Below are 19,766 nucleotides of genomic sequence, written 5' to 3' on the forward strand. Positions count from 1 at the left end.
AATACCGTTAGTACACAAAACCGGGCCTTTGAAGGCCCGGCGAAAACGTTGTGGGTTAAACCACGCTGATTCCGTTCTGCACCCACAGTTGGTGGGTTTTATCTTCCTCGCTAGTGTAGATCACGTATTCAAGACCGTTCTCAACCTGAGCCACTCCCGATGACCAATTGCCGGTCAAATGCACACTGTCGTTGTCATCGCCCTGAATCACCAACCGGTCCGCTTCAGGCCCGGTGATGGACACCAGGTCTTCGAGGCTCAGCGTCAGATCAACAGCGCTGACGTGGTTGAGGTCGATGGCATCGATGCCGCTGACCTTGCCAATCAGGCTCGCCAGATTGATCGCAGCATCGCCCCCTTCCCACAGCAACCCATCGGTCCCGGCAACGTTGTCGACGTGAGTGAAATCGGTGTCGGCAACCACCGCATGATCCCCGTGTTCACCCGTGGTATGCCCCTCTGTTGCAGCCACGTGGTCGACGGCGGCGACATGCTCCTCCACGGCCAGTGCGGCGAACGACGTGGCGGTCTTGGCCGGTGCGCCCGGGTTGGCGTCGTCCCAGACCTGAGGACGGTCTGGAGAGTCGAGACGGATGTACAGCTCAGCCGTGTCGGAATTGCCTGTCGGCGAGGTGAGTTTGTAGGTGAAGTGATCCACCTGCCCCACGTTGCTCGCCGTCAGGCCGGCATTCGGCGTGTAGGTGTATTTACCATCGGCGAACAGGGTCAACGTTCCGTATGCCCCCGCAACCACCTTGCCCTCGCCCCCGGCATTCACGAACACACCCTTGTCCAGCACACTGATCACCGTGAGCACAGAACCCAGCTTGTCAGGACCGGTCAAGGTACTGGACAGCACATTGCCGGTGGCCGGAGTGACTGTGCCGACAACAAACTTGTCCAGGTAAGTGGGCGTGAGTTTCTGCTCGATGGACACTTTAGTGCCCAGTGAAAGCAAGATGCTGGTCGACGCTGTTACCCGATAAGTGCCCTCACCCAGGTCTTTAAAGGTATGGGATGTAGCTGAGAAGCTCTGTTGTGGTACTGCAGCCCACTCCCCGTTGATGAATTTTTCCAGGGTCAAGGTTGTGCCACCCAGCCCCTGCGATCCCGACGAGAATTTCGCAGTAACCGCAATATCGCCCTTGGTATTGGCCTCGATGACGATGGCTCCACCGGCACCGGTTCCTGATCCAGTCAAAGAGATGCCTACTGCCTTCAAATCATAGCCAAAGCCCTGCAACGAAACCTGCGGCCCGACTTCAGGCGACAACTGTATCGCTACAGAACCCACGTCATCATTAGCAACCGGAACAATAACGCCGGGGGCCGAAGGATCGGTTGTGCTCCACGTGAAATTGGAGTCTGCGCTATCAATGCGCACATACAAGTTGGCTGTTGAGGAGCCCGCCGCATTGACCAGGTGATACTCAAACGAATCAACCTTGCCAAGATTGGCCGCATTGCCATTTGCCACGTACGAGTAATTGCCGTTGGCAAAGATCGTCAGTTGACCATATTGGCCCTGCAACACGGTCCCGGGCCCGGTCGGGATGTCCGCATCGACAAGCTTGCCGTCGACCATAACCTGAACCTTCGCAGGCCCGGCCGTGCCCGTAACGTCAGTTTTGCCATCAAAGCCCAGGTCGGTGATCACGTTACCTTTGATCGCTGTCCCGGCGTCAGCCGTGAAATCGGTGAGGCTTTGCTCGGTGACACTCAGTTTGGCCGTTGCACTGGACAACACCTTGACCAACGCCAGATCAAGCTCGAACGTGAAGCGATAATTTCCAGCAGACAGGCCTGTAACTTTCCCGCTGCCACTGGACCCGAATATCCCTAGCAAATCGAGTAAACCGCTCCCTAGGGAACCCTGCTGTACCGGCAGCCATCCGCCCTTGCCGTCACTCACCTCAAGCGTCGCCTTGACCCCGCCCCCCAGCAATTTCAGGAAGTCAGCAGAACCCGAACTCAAGTTCAAGGTTCCGGTCGTACCACTGGCAACAGTAAAGAGCTGCGTATCTTTGACGACACCGCCAATGATAATTCCGCCTACGCTGGCCAGCGTATAGACCGTCATGTCCTTCAACCCGGTGTTGGTCGTCACCGGCTTGATCACCATCTCAGCCGTTGTCAGGTCGTTGAAGGCTTTGGGCGTCAAGGTCCCCGGCAGGCCGGGGTCAATCGCCAGATAGGTTGCCGGCTGAGAGACGTTCTGCGCGGCATCCTTGAGGGTGACGTTGAGGGTTTCACCGGTGCTGCGTGGCTGATTCAGGATCACCGTGAAGTTACCTTGCCCGTTGACGGTGCCCGTACCGATGGTCTGCCCCAAGTAGTCTTTAACCGTCACCTGGCTACCCGCTTCACCCTTGCCGCTGAACGTCACGCCATCTGCGTTCAACGCAAGGTCGGTCGCAATGGCCGGTGGCGTGGTGTCGCCTGCAAGCACTGGCGCAGGCACCGAAACGTTGCCTGCTTTGTCGGTCAGGGTGACGGTGAGGCTTTCACCGTTTTTATGCGGCCCAACCAACAGCGCTGTAAACGAACCATTAGCCCCGACAAGGCCGGTACCGATTTGCACACCGGCCGCGTTTTTCACGGTAACGATGCTGCCCACTTCGCCTTTACCGGTGAGCGTCAAACCATCGAGGCTGACTTTAAGCTCAGTCGGCGCCTGCGGTGCCGTGGTATCACCCGCCAGCACAGGCGTCGGCAACGAGACGTTGCCAGCCTTGTCGGTCAGGGTGACGTTGAGGCTTTCACCATTCTTTTGTGCAGGGCTGAGGGTCGCGGTAAACGAACCGTCAGCGCCAACAGTGCCGCTGCCCACGGCCACGCCCGCCGCGTTTTTCACGGTGACGGTACTGCCCGCCTCGCCTTTACCCGTCAGGGTCAGACCATTGACGCTGACCACCAGGTTGGTTGGCGCCACTGGTGCAGTGGTGTCCCCGGCAACCACTGGCGCGGCCACAGAGACGTTACCCGCCTTGTCGGTGAGGGTGACGTTGAGGGTCTCGCCATTTTTTTGCGGTGTTAAGAGGACGGCGGCAAAGTTGCCGTCGATTCCAACCACAACGGTACTGATTTGCTGGCCTGCCGCGTTTTTCACGATGACCGTGCTACCCGCCTCGCCTTTACCCGTCAGCAACAAGCCATCGAGGCTGACTTTAAGGTCCGTAGCAGCAGCCGGTGCCGTGGTATCACCCGCCAGAACCGGAGTCGGCAGCGAGACGTTGCCTGCCTTGTCCGTCAGGGTGACGTTCAGGCTCTCGCCATTCTTTTGTGCAGGGCTGAGGGTCGCGGTAAACGAGCCATCCGCCCCGACGACGCCGGTACCGACTTGCGTGCCTGCGGCGTTTTTAACGACAACCGTGCTGCCCGCTTCACCTTTACCCGTGAGCGACAGACCATCCGCGCTCACAGCCAGGGTGTTCGGAGCCGCCGGCGCCGTGGTGTCGCCCGCCGTCACAGTACCCGGCAAGGACACGTTGCCCGCCTTGTCAGTCAGGGTAACGTTGAGGCTCTCGCCATTTTTTTGCGGTGTTAACAGGACGGCGGCAAAGTTGCCGTCGATGCCAACCACAACAGTGCCGATTTGCTGGCCCGCCGCGTTTTTCACGATAACCGTGCTGCCCGCCTCGCCTTTACCCGTCAGCAACAAGCCATCGAGGCTGACTTTAAGGTCTGTCGGGGCTGCCGGAGCCGTGGTGTCACCCGCCGTCACGGTTCCCGGCAAGGACACGTTGCCCGCCTTGTCGGTCAGGGTAACGTTGAGGCTCTCGCCATTTTTTTGTGCAGGGCTGAGGGTCGCAGTAAACGAACCGTCCACCCCGACGACGCCGGTGCCGATTTGCGTACCGGCGGCGTTTTTCACGACGACCGTGCTGCCCGCTTCACCTTTACCTGTGAGCGACAGACCATCGGCGCTCACAGCCAGGGTGTTCGGAGCCGCCGGCGCCGTGGTGTCGCCCGCCGTCACAGTACCCGGCAAGGACACGTTGCCCGCCTTGTCGGTCAGCGTGACGTTAAGGGTCTCGCCATTTTTTTGCGGTGTTAAGAGGACGGCGGCAAAGTTGCCGTCGATCCCGACCACAACGGTACTGATTTGCTGGCCTGCCGCGTTTTTCACGATAACCGTGCTACCCGCCTCGCCTTTACCCGTCAGCAACAAGCCATCGAGGCTGACTTTAAGCTCAGTCGGAGCCGCCGGTGCCGTGGTATCACCCGCCGTCACATCACCCGCCACCGACACGTTGCCCGCCTTGTCGGTCAGGGTCACGTTGAGGGTTTCGCCATTTTTCTGTGGAGGGTTCAGGACCGCGCTAAACGAGCCATCAACCCCGACAACACCGGTGCCCACTTGCGCACCTGCGGCGTTTTTCACGGTGACAATGCTGCCTGCTTCACCTTTACCCGTCAGCGCCAGGCCATCGAGGCTGACTTTAAGTTCTGTCGGCGCCGCCGGTGCCGTGGTGTCGCCTGCAATCACTGGCGTGGCCACCGACACGTTGCCTGCCTTGTCGGTCAGGGTAACGTTGAGGGTCTCGCCATTTTTTTGTGGCGAGGTGAGCACGGCGCTAAACGAGCCATCCAGCCCGACGATGCCAGTGCCAATCTGCACGCCTGCGGCGTTTTTCACCGTGACGATGCTACCCGCTTCGCCTTTACCGGTGAGTGCCAGACCATTGAGGCTCACTGCCAGATCGGTCGGCGCGGCCGGTGCCGTGGTATCGCCCGCCACCACCGGTGCCGCCACCGACACGTTGCCCGCCACATCGGTCTGGGTGACGCTGAGGGTTTCGCCATTTTTTTGTGGCAAGGTGAGGACCGCGGCAAACGAGCCATCCAGCCCGACAAGACCGCCACCGATCACCACACCCGCCGCATTTTTGACCGTTACCGTTGAGCCTGGCTCGCCTTTACCGTTAAGCACCAGACCATCGACGCTCACGGACAGGTTGGTTGGCGCTGCCGGCGCCGTGGTATCACCCGCCAGCACAGGGGCTGGCAGCGAGACGTTACCGGCCTTGTCGGTGAGGGTGACGTTAAGCAACTCGCCATTTTTCTGCGGCGTGTTGAGCGTCGCACTGAACGAACCATCCGCCCCGACAACGCCAGTACCAATGGCCACGCCCGCCGCGTTTTTCACGGTGACGGTGCTGCCCGCTTCGCCCTTGCCGGTCAGCGCCAGACCATCAGCGCTGACTTTAAGCTCAGTCGGGGCTGCCGGTGACGTGGTGTCGCCCGCCACAACCGGGGTGACCACCGACACGTTGCCGGCCTTGTCGGTCAAGGTGACGTTGAGGGTCTCGCCATTTTTTTGCGCTGGCGTGAGGACGGCGGCAAACGAGCCATCTATCCCTACCACAACGGTGCTGATTTGCTGGCCTGCGGCATTTTTTACAATGACCGTACTGCCCGCCTCGCCTTTACCGGTCAGCAACAAGCCATCCAGGCTGACTTTAAGCTCGGTCGGTGCCGCCGGTGCCGTGGTGTCGCCCGCCACAACCGGGGTCGGCAGCGAGACGTTGCCCGCCTTGTCGGTGAGGGTGACGTTGAGGCTTTCGCCATTTTTTTGTGCCGGGCTCAGGGTCGCGGTCAGCGAGCCATCAGCCCCCACGGTGCCGGTACCGACTTGCACACCCGCCGCGTTTTTAACCGTGACGGTGCTGCCTGCTTCGCCTTTGCCGGTCAGGGTCAAGCCATCAGCGCTGACGTTAAGCTCCGTTGGCGCCGCCGGAGCCGTGGTGTCGCCCGCAACAACCGGGGTGGCCACCGAGACGTTACCCGCCTTGTCGGTGAGGATGACGTTGAGGGTTTCGCCATTTTTTTGCGGGGTATCGAGGATGGCGCTAAACGAGCCATCAACGCCCACCACGCCCGTACCAATGGTCACACCGGCCGCGTTTTTCACGGTGACGATGCTGCCCGCTTCACCTTTACCGGTCAGCAACAAGCCATCAAGGCTGACCGCCAGGCCGGTTGGCGCTGCCGGTGCCGTGGTGTCGCCCGCTTCCACGCTGATGGACGGAGATGAAAGGTCCAGGCTATTGGTCAAGGTGACGCCAAGGGTTTCACCGTTCTTTTGCGCAGTGTCGAGGGTGACGGCAAAGTTGCCGTCCACGCCCACAGTGCCCGTACCGATCACCGCGCCCGCAGCGTTTTTGATCGTCACAGACAACCCTGCTTCGCCCTTGCCACTCAGGGTCAGGCCATCCAGGCTCACCACCAGGTCGGTTGGGGCTTCCGGTGCCAGGGCGCCCCCCACAATCACAGTGCCGATCGGGGACTCGTTACCCGCCGCATCCTTGAGTTGAACATCCAGGGTTTGGCCATTGCCTTGAGCCGGGACCAGCACAATCGCAAAGCCGCCATCCGCCCCGACAAACCCTGTACCGACGGTTACCCCACCAAGACCTTTAACGGTCACGGCGGCACCAGGCTCGCCTTTACCCGTCAGCACCAGACCTCCAAGGCTGACTGCCAGGTTAGTCGGGGCATCCGGATTGGTGGTGTCACCGGCAGTGACCGGAGCGGCCAGCGACACGTTGCCGGCCTTGTCGGTCAGGGTGACGTTAAGCAGCTCGCCATTTTTTTGCGGCGAGGTCAGCACCGCACTAAACGAGCCATCTTCACCCACGGTGCCAGCACCCACTTGCACACCCGCAGCGTTTTTAACGATAACCGTGCTGCCCGCCTCACCTTTACCGGTCAGCGACAAGCCATCAACACTGACTTTAAGCTCGGTAGGCGCCGCCGGTGCGGTGGTATCACCCGCTACAACCGCAGTGCTCACGGACACGTTGCCCGCCTTGTCGGTGAGGGTAACGTTGAGGCTCTCGCCATTTTTTTGTGCCGGGGCCAGGACCGCGATAAACGAGCCATCCAGCCCAACGATGCCGGTGCCGACTTGCACACCTGCGGCGTTTTTTACGATGACGGTGCTGCCCGCTTCGCCTTTACCGGTCAGCGCCAGACCATCGAGGCTGACTTTAAGCTCGGTCGGCGCCGCCGGTGCCGTGGTATCACCCGCTGCCACCACACCCGGCAAGGACACGTTGCCCGCCTTGTCGGTCAAAGTGACGTTGAGGATTTCGCCATTTTTCTGCGGCGTATCGAGCGTTGCGGTTAACACGCCGTTAGCGTCAACAGTGCCGCTACCCACTTGCACGCCCAGGGCGTTTTTCACAATAACCGTGCTGCCCGCCTCGCCCTTACCGGTCAGCGCCAGGCCATCAGCGCTCACTTTAAGCTCGGTAGGCGCCGCCGGTGCGGTGGTATCACCCGCTGTCACAACACCCGCCAAGGACACGTTGCCCGCCTTGTCGGTGAGGGTGACGTTAAGGCTTTCGCCATTATTTTGTGCCGGGGCCAGGATCACGGTAAACGAGCCATCAAGACCCACGATGCCGGTGCCAACCTGCACACCTGCCGCGTTTTTCACGGTAACGGTGCTGCCCACTTCGCCTTTGCCCGTCAGCGCCAGGCCATCGACACGCACGTCAAGGTCAGTCGGCGCCGCCGGTGCCGTGGTGTCGCCCGCCACAACCGGGGTCGGCAGCGAGACGTTACCCGCCTTGTCCGTCAGGGTGACGTTAAGCAGCTCACCATTTTTCTGCGGCGTATCGAGCACTGCGCTAAACGAGCCGTCAGCGTCAACGGTGCCGGTGCCGACTTGCACACCCAGGGCGTTTTTCACAATGACGGTGCTGCCCGCTTCACCTTTACCGGTCAGCGCCAGGCCATCGACACTCACCTTAAGCTCAGTCGGCGCTGCCGGTGCCGTGGTGTCTCCCGCAATCACCGGGGTGACTGCCGACACGTTGCCCGACTTATCGGTCAAGGTGACGTTGAGAGTTTCGCCATTTTTCTGCGGGGTATCAAGGACGGCCGTAAACGCGCCATCCGGGCCAACGATACCGGTGCCGATTTGCACACCGGCGGCGTTTTTCACGATGACGATGCTGCCCGCTTCGCCTTTACCCGTCAGCGCCAGGCCATCGACACTCACTTTGAGCTCGGTCGGCGCGGCTGGTGCGGTGGTGTCACCGGCAATCACTGGCGTAACTGCCGACACGTTGCCCGACTTGTCCGTCAGGGTGACGTTAAGCAGCTCGCCATTTTTCTGCGGCGTATCGAGCACTGCGCTAAACGAGCCATCAGCGCCAACGGTGCCGGTGCCGACCTGCACACCCAGGGCATTTTTAACGATGACGGTGCTACCCGCTTCGCCTTTACCGGTCAGCGCCAGGCCATCGACACTGACTTTAAGGTCCGTAGGCGCCGCCGGTGCAGTGGTGTCACCCGCAATCACTGGCGTGACCGCCGACACGTTGCCCGCCTTGTCGGTCAAGGTGACGTTGAGGGTTTCGCCATTTTTCTGCGGGGTATCGAGGATCGCGGTAAACGAACCGTCAGGCCCAACGATAGCCGTGCCGATTTGCACGCCCGCGGCGTTTTTCACGGTGACGACACTGCCCGCTTCGCCTTTGCCCGTCAGTTCCAGACCATCAACGCTGACCTTAAGCTCAGTCGGCGCTGCCGGTGCGGTGGTGTCGCCTGCAATCACTGGCGTGACTGCCGATACGTTGCCGGCCTTGTCAGTCAGGGTGACGTTCAGGGTTTCGCCATTGGTTTGCGCAGTGTCGAGGGTGATGTCGAAACTGCCATCAGCGCCTACAGGCCCGCCGCCTATCACTGCGCCCGCAGCGTCTTTGACCGTCACTGTGCTGCCGACTTCGCCTTTACCGCTCAAGGTCAGGCCATCAACGCTCACTTTAAGCTCAGTCGGCGCACCCGGAGCCGTCGTGTCACCGGCTACCACAGGGGCGACCGCCGACACGTTGCCTGCCTTGTCGGTGAGGGTAACGTTAAGGGTCTCGCCATTTTTCTGCGGTGTATCGAGGATCGCGGTGAACGAGCCGTCAGGACCAACAATACCGGCACCGACTTGCACGCCCGCCGCGTTTTTCACGGTGACCACACTGCCCGCTTCACCTTTACCGGTCAGTTCCAGGCCATCGAGGCTCACTTTCAGCTCAGTCGGCGCGTCGGGTGCCGTGGTATCACCCGCTATTACCGGGGTCGCCGCCGACACGTTGCCTGCCTTGTCAGTCAGGGTAACGTTGAGGGTCTCGCCATTTTTCTGCGCCGTGTTGAGGGTGACGGCGAAAGTGCCGTCAGTGCCTACGACACCCGTGCCGATTTGCACACCCAAGGCGTTTTTAACGATCACCGTGCTGCCCACCTCACCTTTACCGTCCAGGGTCAGGCCATCTGCGCTGACTTTAAGCTCGGTTGGGGCTGCAGGTGCCGTGGTATCGCCCGCTGTCACCGGGGTAGACGACGACACGTTACCGGCCTTGTCAGTCAGGGTGACGTTGAGGGTCTCGCCATTTTTCTGCGGGGTATCGAGGATCGCGGTAAACGCGCCGTCAGCGTCAACGATGCCAGTACCGATTTGCGCACCGGCCACATTTTTCACGATGACAGTGCTGCCTGCTTCACCTTTACCGCTCAGGGTCAGGCCATCCGCGCTGACCGCCAGCTCAGTCGGTGCCACTGGCGCGGTGGTATCGCCGGCGATAACAGGCGTCACCACCGACACGTTGCCGGTTTTGTCTGTCAGCGTGACGTTAAGGGTTTCGCCATTGGTTTGTGCGGTATTAAGGGTGATGGCAAAGGAGCCATCCAGCGCCACAGGTCCGCTGCCGATCACAGCGCCTGCGGCATTTTTAACGGTGACGGTTGAGCCCGGCTCACCTTTACCATTCAAGGTCAGGCCATCGACGCTGACGGCCAGCTCAGTCGGGGCATCAGGCGCCGTCGTATCGCCCGCCACCACACTGACGGAAGGTGAGGTCAACCCACCGACGCTGCTCAGGGTAACGCCCAGGGTTTCGCCGTTGGTTTGAGCGGTGTCCAGCGCCACGCTGAAGTTACCGTCAAGGCCTACGACCCCACTGCCGATCACCACACCCGCTGCCGTTTTGACGGTGACGATGGCGCCCGGCTCGCCCTTGCCATCAAGTACCAGGCCATCAACGCTCACGCTCAGGTCAGTTGGCGCATCCGGTGCGACGGCATCGCCGACAACCACAGGGCTGGCGATCGAAATGTTGCCGGCCTTGTCGGTCAGGGTGACTTGAAGCGTAGAGCCATTGCTTTGGCCCGGGTCAAGAGCCACCTCAAAATTGCCGCCCGCGTCGACGACGCCCGTACCGACTTGCACGCCCGCAGCGTCTTTGACGATCACGATGCTGCCGACTTCGCCCTTACCGGTCAGGATCAGACCATTACCGCTCACCGCCAGGTTGGTCGGTGCATCAGGCGCCGTGGTGTCGCCCGCAATCACTGGCGTGACCACCGACACATTGCCCGCCTTGTCGGTCAGGGTGACGTTGAGGGCCTCGCCATTCTTTTGCGCACTGTCGAGGGTGATGGTGAAGCTGCCGTCAGCCGCAACCGGCCCGGTGCCGATCACCGCGCCCGCTGCATCTTTGACAGTGACGGTGCTGCCCGCTTCGCCTTTACCGGTGAGGATCAGGCCATCAACGCTCACTTTAAGCTCTGTCGGGGCATCAGGTGCGGTGGTATCACCCGCGGTCACTGGCGTGATCGCTGAAACGTTGCCTGCCTTGTCAGTAAGCGTGACGTTGAGGGTTTCGCCATTGGATTGAGCCGTGTCGAGAGCAATGGTGAAGGTGCCGTCAGCGCCCACAGGCCCGCTGCCAATCACTGCGCCCGCTGCATCTTTAACCGTCACCGTGCTGCCAACTTCGCCTTTACCGGTCAGCGTCAGGCCATCAACGCTCACTGCAAGCTCTGTCGGTGCATCAGGTGCCGTGGTATCGCCCGCGATCACTGGCGTGACTGCCGAGACGTTGCCCGCCTTGTCGGTCAGGGTGACATTGAGAGTTTCGCCATTAATTTGCGCGGCATCGAGGGCTATTTCGAAACTGCCATCAGCGCCCACAGGCCCGCTGCCAATGACCACGCCCGCGGCGTCTTTGACCGTCACTGTGCTGCCAACTTCGCCTTTACCGGTCAGCGTCAGGCCATCAACGCTCACTGCAAGCTCTGTTGGGGCTTCAGGTGCGGTGGTATCGCCCGCTAGTACTGGCGTGACTGCCGAGACGTTGCCCGCCTTGTCGGTCAGGGTGACGTTGAGGGTTTCGCCATTGGTTTGTGCAGTGTCGAGGGTAATTTCAAAGCTGCCATCAGCGCCCACAGGCCCGCTGCCAATGACCGCGCCCGCTGCGTCTTTGACAGTGACCGTACTTCCCGCCTCGCCTTTACCGCTGAGGGTCAGGCCATCAACGCTGACCGCAAGCTCTGTCGGTGCATCAGGTGCCGTGGTGTCGCCCGCAATCACTGGCGTGACCGCCGACACGTTGCCCGCCTTGTCGGTCAGGGTGACGTTAAGGGTTTCGCCATTTTTTTGCGCCGAATCGAGGGGAATGGTGAAGCTGCCGTCAGCCGCAACCGGCCCGGTGCCGATCACCGCGCCCAACGCATCTTTGACCGTGACGGTGCTGCCCGCTTCGCCTTTACCGGTCAGGGACAGGCCGTCTGCGCTCACTTTAAGCTCTGTCGGAGCATCAGGTGCGGTGGTGTCGCCCGCGATCACTGGCGTGACCACCGACACGTTGCCCGCCTTATCGGTCAGGGTGACGTTGAGGGTTTCGCCATTGGTTTGTACCGTGTCGAGCGCGATGGTGAAGGTGCCGTCAGCCTCTACCGGCCCGGAACCAATCACCGCGCCCGCTGCGTCTTTAACAGTGACCGTGCTGCCGACTTCACCTTTACCGCTCAGGGACAGACCATCAACGCTCACCGCAAGCTCTGTCGGGGCATCAGGTGCCGTGGTGTCGCCTGCAATCACTGGCGTGACTGCCGAAATGTTGCCCGCCTTGTCGGTCAGGGTGACGTTGAGGGTTTCGCCATTTTTTTGCGCCGTATCGAGGGTGATGGTGAAGCTGCCGTCAGCCCCGATAGGCCCGGTACCAATCACTGTGCCCGCCGCGTCTTTGATGGTGACCGTGCTGCCCGCCTCGCCTTTACCGGTCAGCGCCAGACCATCGGCGCTCACCACCAGGTCCGTCGGGGCATCAGGCGCCGTGGTATCGCCCGCCACCACGCTGATCGATGGCGAGGTCAAGCCACCGGCATTGGTCAAGGTGACGCCCAGGGTTTCGCCGTTGGTTTGCGCTTTGTCGAGAGTTACTTCGAAGCTGCCATCAGCACCGACAACCCCGGTGCCGATTGGCAAGCCAGCCGCATCTTTGACAGTAACGGTGCTGCCAATCTCGCCTTTACCGGTCACTGTCAGACCATCGGCACTCACTGCCAGATCGGTTGGCGCATCAGGCGCTACCGCGATACCGACCACCACTGGGGTAATCGGCGAGATGTTGCCTGCCTTGTCGGTCAAGGTGACATCAAGGATGGCGCCATTGCCCTGCGCGTCTTTAAGGATGACTTCAAAACTGCCATCAGCCCCCACCACACCCGTGCCTACCGAAAGACCGGCCGAGTCTTTGACAGTGACTGTGCTGCCGACTTCACCTTTACCGGTGAGCGTCAGACCATCCGCGCTCACGGCAATGTTGGTGGGGGCATCAGGTGCGGTGGTATCGCCTGCAACAACCGGAGCGGAAACCGACACATTGCCGGCTTTGTCGGTCAGGGTGACGTTAAGGGTCTCGCCATTTTTTTGCGCACTGTCGAGGGTGATGGTGAAGCTGCCGTCAGCCGCTACCGGCCCGGTGCCGAGCACCGCGCCCACCGCATCTTTGACCGTGACGGTGCTGCCCGCTTCGCCTTTACCGGTCAGGGACAGACCATCAGCGCTCACTTTAAGCTCTGTCGGAGCATCAGGTGCGGTGGTATCACCCGCAGTCACTGGCGTAACCGCCGAGATGTTGCCTGCTTTGTCAGTCAGCGTAACGTTGAGGGTCTCGCCGTTGGTTTGAGCCGTGTCCAGGGTGATTTCGAAGCTGCCGTCAGCGCCCACAGGCCCAGAGCCAATCACCGCGCCCGCTGCATCTTTGACCGTCACCGTGCTGCCGATTTCGCCTTTACCGCTCAGCGTCAGGCCATCAACGCTCACTGCAAGCTCAGTCGGTGCATCAGGTGCGGTGGTATCGCCCGCAATCACTGGCGTGACCGCCGACACGTTGCCCGCCTTGTCGGTCAGGGTGACGTTGAGGGTTTCGCCATTTTTTTGCGCGCTGTCGAGGACGATTTCGAAACTGCCATCAGCCCCAAAAGGTCCGGAACCAATCACTGCGCCCGCTGCATCTTTGACCGTAACGGTGCTGCCCGCTTCGCCTTTACCGGTCAGGGTCAGGCCATCAATGCTGACCGCCAAATCAGTTGGCGCCGCAGGTGCTGTGGTGTCGCCAGCAACCACTGGCGTGATCGCTGAGACGTTGCCTGCCTTGTCAGTCAGCGTGACGTTAAGGGTTTCGCCATTGGTTTGCGCAGCATCGAGAGTGATTTCAAAGCTGCCATCAGCGCCCACAGGCCCGGAGCCAATCACCGCGCCCGCTGCATCTTTGACCGTGACTGTGCTGCCGACTTCACCTTTACCGCTCAGCGTCAGGCCATCAACGCTCACCGCAAGCTCAGTCGGTGCATCAGGTGCCGTGGTGTCGCCCGCGATCACAGGCGTGACTGCCGAGATGTTGCCCGCCTTGTCGGTCAGGGTGACGTTGAGGGCTTCGCCATTGGTTTGTGCGCTGTCGAGAGTAATTGAGAAGTTGCCATCAGCCCCGACAGGCCCGGTACCAATCACTGTGCCCGCCGCGTCTTTGATGGTGACCGTGCTACCCGCTTCACCTTTACCGGTCAGCGCCAGACCATCCGCGCTCACCACCAGGTCAGTCGGGGCATCAGGCGCCGTGGTATCGCCCGCCACCACGCTGATCGATGGCGAGGTCAGGCCACCGGCATTGGTCAACGTCACCCCCAGGGATTCGCCGTTGGTTTGCGCGGTGTCCAGAGTGACCGAGAAATTACCGTCAACATCGACAACCCCGGTACCAATCACGTTGCCAGCCGGGCCTTTCACCGTCACGGTGCTGCCCACTTCGCCTTTACCGGTCACTGTCAGACCGTCTGCGCTCACCACCAGACCGGTTGGCGCCTCAGGTGCTACAGCCTCACCGACCAGTACAGGCGTCGGGTCAGAGATGTTGCCAGCCTTGTCAGTCAAGGTGACTTCCAGGACGGTGCCATTACCTTGCGCGGCGTCGAGGGTGACTTCAAAACTGCCGTCAGCCCCCACCACCGCTGTACCCACGGATTCACCGGCAGCGTTTTTGACGATGACCGTACTGCCCGCCTCGCCTTTACCGGTGAGGGTCAGGCCGTCCGCGCTCACCGCGATATTGGTTGGCGCATCAGGAGCCGTGGTGTCGCCCGCCACTACGCTGCCGACTAGCGAAACGTTGCCCGCCGCGTCGGTGAGGGTAACGTTGAGGGTTTCACCGTTGGTTTGCGCGCTGTCGAGGGTGATCGAGAAATTGCCATCAGCGTCCACAACCCCCACGCCGATTTGCCCACCGGTTGCGTTTTTGACGATGACCGTGCTGTTGATTTCACCTTTACCTGTGAGGGTCAGGCCATCAGCGCTGACCGCCAAATCAGTTGGCGCTGCAGGTGCCGTTGTATCGCCCGCAATCACAGGCGTGACTGCCGAGACGTTGCCTGCCTTATCGGCCAGGGTGACGTCCAGGGTTTGGCCATTGGTCTGCGCCGCATCCAGGGTGATTTCGAAACTGCCATCAGCCCCGACAGGCCCGGAGCCAATCACCGCGCCCTCGGCGTTTTTGACCGTAACGGTGCTGCCCACTTCGCCTTTACCCGTCAGGGTCAAGCCATCGGCGCTGAGGACCACGCCGGTTGGTGCTTCAGGTGCAGTGGTGTCGCCAGCAACCACACTGCCCACTTGCGAGATGTTGCCCGCTTTGTCGGTCAGGGTGACGTTGAGGGTTTCGCCGTTGGTTTGAGCAGCATCCAGGATGATTTCGAAGCTGCCATCAGCCCCGACAACCCCAGCACCGATTTGCAAGCCTTCCGCATCTTTGACGATTACGGTACTGCCGATTTCGCCTTTACCGGTGAGGGTCAGGCCATCAGCGCTGACCGCCAGTTCAGTTGGAGCCGCTGGTGCTGTGGTGTCGCCCGCCACCACACTGCCCCCCGCAGAGATATTGCCTGCCGCATCGGTTTGGGTAACAGCCAGTGTTTGGCCGTTGGTTTGTGCTGGCGCAAGAGTGATTTCGAAGCTGCCGTCAGCACCCACAGGGCCGGAGCCGATTACATTACCCGCTGCATCTTTCACGGTGACGGTGCTGCCAACTTCGCCTTTACCGCTCAGGGTCAGGCCGTCTGCGCTAACACCCAAGCCGGTCGGGGCTTCAGGTGCAGAGGTGTCGCCCGCTACCACGCTGCCAACTTGCGAGATGTTGCCCGCTTTGTCGGTCAGGGTGACGTTGAGGGTTTGGCCGTTGGTTTGCGCGCTATCGAGGATGATCGAGAAATTACCGTCAGCATCCACAACGCCTGCGCCGATTTGTAAGCCCGCCGCGTCTTTGACGATAACCGTGCTGCCCGCCTCGCCTTTACCCGTGAGCGCCAGACCATCGTCGCTCACAGCCAGATTGGTTGGTGCTTCAGGTGCGGTGGTATCGCCTGCAATCACGCTGATCGATGGCGAAGTCAGGCCACCAGGGCTGGTCAGGGTCACGCCCAGGGTTTCACCGTTGTTTTGTGCGGTGCCCAGGGTGACGTCAAAGTTGCCGTCATCACCGACGGTGCCGGTGCCGATCACATTGCCCGCAGAGTCTTTGATCGTCACGGTGGAGCCCGGCTCGCCTTTACCGGTCACCGTCAGACCATCTGCGCTGACAACCAGACCGGTAGGCGCCTCAGGCGCAACAGCTTCGCCCACAACCACCGGGGTAGCCGTTGAGATGTTGCCTGCCTTATCAGTCAGGGTCACTTCAAGAGTGGTGCCATTACCTTGAGCTGCATCCAGGGTGACTTCGAAGCTGCCATCAGCCCCCACGACCGCCGTACCGACTTGTTCACCGTCGGCGTTTTTAACGATAACCGTGCTGCCCGCTTCACCTTTACCGGTGAGGGTCAGGCCATCGGCGCTGACAGCGATATTGGTTGGCGCATCGGGGGCCGTGGTGTCGCCTGCAACCACGCTGCCCACTTGCGAGATATTGCCCGCCTTGTCGGTCAGGGTGACGCCCAAGGTTTCGCCGTTGGTTTGTGCTTTGTCGAGAATGACGGAGAAATTGCCATCCGCATCCACAACGCCGTTGCCGATCTCCAAACCTGCCGCGTCTTTGACGATAACGGTGCTGCCGACTTCGCCTTTACCGGTGAGGGTCAGGCCATCAGCGCTTACCGCCAGCTCAGTTGGAGCCGCTGGCGCGGTGGTATCGCCTGCAACCACGCTGCCACCCGCAGAGATATTGCCTGCCGCATCGGTTTGAGTGACAGCCAGTGTTTGGCCGTTGGTTTGTGCTGGGTCGAGGGTGATTTCGAAGCTGCCATCAGCGGCGACTGGACCGGAGCCGATCACATTGCCTGCCGGATCTTTTACGGTGACGGTGCTGCCAACTTCGCCTTTACCGCTCAGGGTCAGGCCATCTGCGCTAACACCCAAGCCGGTCGGGGCTTCAGGGGCAGTGGTGTCGCCTGCTACCACGCTGCCAACTTGCGAGATGTTGCCAGCCTTGTCGGTCAGAGTGACGCCCAAGGTTTCGCCGTTGGTTTGTGCTTTGTCGAGGGTGATCGAAAAGCTACCGTCTTCACCGACTGTCCCAGTGCCAATCACTTTGCCAGCTGGATCTTTGATAGTGACGGTGGAACCCGGCTCGCCTTTACCCGTGAGCGCCAGACCATCGTCGCTCACAGCCAGATTGGTCGGTGCTTCAGGTGCGGTGGTATCGCCTGCAATCACGCTGATCGATGGCGAAGTCAGGCCACCGGCATTGGTCAAAGTGACGCCCAGTGTTTCGCCGTTGGTTTGTGCTTTGTCGAGCGTTATTTCGAAGCTGCCATCAGCACCGACAACCCCGGTGCCGATTGGCAAGCCAGCCGCATCTTTGACGATTACGGTGCTGCCAACCTCGCCTTTACCGGTCACTGTCAGGCCATCGGCGCTAACAACCAGACCGGTAGGCGCCTCAGGGGCAACCGCTTCACCCACAACCACCGGGGTAGCTGTCGATACGTTGCCAGCCTTGTCGGTCAAGGTCACTTCAAGGGTGGTGCCATTGCCTTGGGACGCATCCAGAGTGACTTCGAAACTGCCATCAGCCCCCACGACCGCCGTACCGACTTGCTCACCGGCTGCGTTTTTAACAATAACCGTGCTGCCCGCTTCACCTTTACCGGTGAGGGTCAGGCCATCGGCGCTGACTGCGATATTAGTTGGAGCATCGGGTGCCGTGGTGTCGCCTGCTACCACGCTGCCAGCTTGAGATACGTTACCCGCCTTGTCAGTCAGGGTGACGCCCAGGGTTTCGCCATTGGTTTGTGCTGTTTCGAGGATGATCGAGAAGGTGCCATCTGCACCGACTGTCCCAGTGCCAATCACGGTGCCCGTCGGACCTTTAATGGTGATGGTTGAACCCGGCTCACCTTTACCACTCAGCACCAGACCATCGTCGCTCACTGCCAGATTGGTTGGCGCTTCAGGTGCGGTGGTGTCGCCTGCAACAACGCTGATCGATGGCGAAGTCAGCCCACCAGGGCTGGTCAGGGTCACGCCCAGGGTTTCGCCATTGGTTTGTGCGGTGCCCAGGGTGACGTCGAAGTTGCCGTCATTTCCAACAGTGCCGGTGCCGATCACATTGCCCGCAGAGTCTTTGATCGTCACGGTGGAGCCCGGCTCACCTTTACCGGTTACCGACAGGCCATCAGCGCTGACAACCAGACCGGTTGGCGCTTCAGGCGCTACAGCTTCACCCACAACTACTGGCGTGGCTGTCGAAATATTTTCGGCCTTGTCAGTCAGGGTCACTTCAAGGGTGGTGCCATTGCCTTGGGCTGCATCGAGGGTGACTTCGAAGCTGCCATCAGCCCCCACGACCGCTGTACCGACTTGCTCCCCGGACGCGTTTTTAACGATAACTGTGCTGCCCACTTCACCTTTACCGGTAAGGGTCAGGCCATCGGGGCTCACAGCCAGGTTGGTTGGCGCATCAGGCGCGGTGGTGTCGGTGTACACAACGCTGCTGACTGGCGATACCTGGCCTTTGCTGTCAGTCAATGTGACATTCACGCTGGCGCCGCTGATCAGGGCCGTGTCGAAAGACAGGTTGAAATTGCCATCGGCATCCACCGTCCCGCTGCCGATAATATTGCCCGCCGCATCCTTGACCGTAATCTTGTTATTGGCCTGCCCCTTGCCGCTGATCGAGAGGCCGTTCTGGCTGACGACCAAGTCAGTGGCCGCGAGCGGTTGGCCTCCTGAGCCCAAATCGGTGTCAGTCACAATAAATTTGCCTGGCAACGATTCGTTCTGAGCCGCGTCAGTCAGCGTGGTGTTCAACTGCTGACCCACGCTTTGCGGTGAGGTCAGTGTGATCAAGAAATTGCCGTCGGCACCGACAGTGCCACTGCCCACCACATTGTTGGCGGAGTCCTTGACCGTAACGTGGGAACCCGGCTCACCTTTACCGCTGAATGTCACACCGTCTGTGGCCAAAAACAGGCTGGTGGGTACATCAGGAGCGGTGGTGTCAGGCGCCACCACGCTGCCGACCGGCGACTGGTTGCCCGCCGGGTCGGTCAAGGTGACATCAAGGGTTTGACCGTTGTTTTGCGGGGTGCCGAGGGTAATGTCGAAATTGCCATCAGCCCCTACGGTGCCCGAGCCGATCACATTGCCCGCAGAATCTTTAACCGTCACCGTCGAGCCAGGCTCACCCTTGCCGCTGATGGTTTGGCCATCCGGGCTGACCGTCAGGCCGGTCGGGGCCTCTGGAGCGGTGGTGTCAGGCGCCACCACGCTACCGACCGGGGACTGGTTACCCGACGGGTCGGTCAAGGTTACGTCGAGTTTTTCGCCGTTGGTCTTGGACGAGTCCAGGGGCACCTTGAAGTTGCCATCAGCGCCGACCGTGCCGGTGCCGACCACGTTACCGGCCGCATCCTTGACCGTCACTTTGGAACCGGCCTCGCCCTTGCCGATGACGCTCAGGCCATCGCTGCTCACCGAAATACCGGTTGGAGCACCGGGCGCTGCGGTATCGCCATCACCGCCATGATGGCCGCCGCCACCGCCACCACCGCTCAACGCAGCCGCCGCGCCACCTACCGCCAGAAGGCCAAGCCCCCACAGGACCCAGTTAGGAATGTCGGCACTGCCGCCAGCCGCGGCCAGTGTCAGGTCGTGAAGGCTGGAAATCTGGGTGAAAGTAAAGCCAGAGTAAGGTGAAGAATACTGACCCAGGAGCAGCGTTCCATTGCTGCCCTCCAGCACCAGTTGGTTAGTGGCTCCGTCGCTGCCCGTCACAAAGAAGTTCTGGATCGTAACGGTTTCACCGGACTTGAGTGTAATAACCAGATTATTGCCGGACTGTTGATAAGACTGAACACTCTCCTGGCCGAAGGGCAGTTTTACAATGCTCGTGCCTTTAAGGCTGAGCGAACCCAACGCCTGTTCCGACTTAGCCCCTGATGCCTTGTCAACAATCACAATACTCTTCATCTCACACCTACTTTATTCATTCGAT

The 19,766-nt window shown here is 60.7% G+C and carries 1 protein-coding gene; it reads right to left on the bottom strand.

Features of this window, described 5'->3' with window-relative positions:
* Positions 1-55: 55 nt before the first annotated feature.
* A complete protein-coding gene (locus TU84_RS06940; RefSeq protein ID WP_053225197.1) occupies positions 56-19,741 on the bottom strand; it encodes a BapA/Bap/LapF family large adhesin in 19,686 nt (6,561 codons plus the stop codon).
* Between the last annotated feature and the right edge of the window lie 25 nt (positions 19,742-19,766).

The sequence above is a fragment of the Pseudomonas helleri genome (assembly GCF_001043025.1).
Taxonomy (GTDB): Bacteria; Pseudomonadota; Gammaproteobacteria; order Pseudomonadales; family Pseudomonadaceae; genus Aquipseudomonas; species Aquipseudomonas helleri.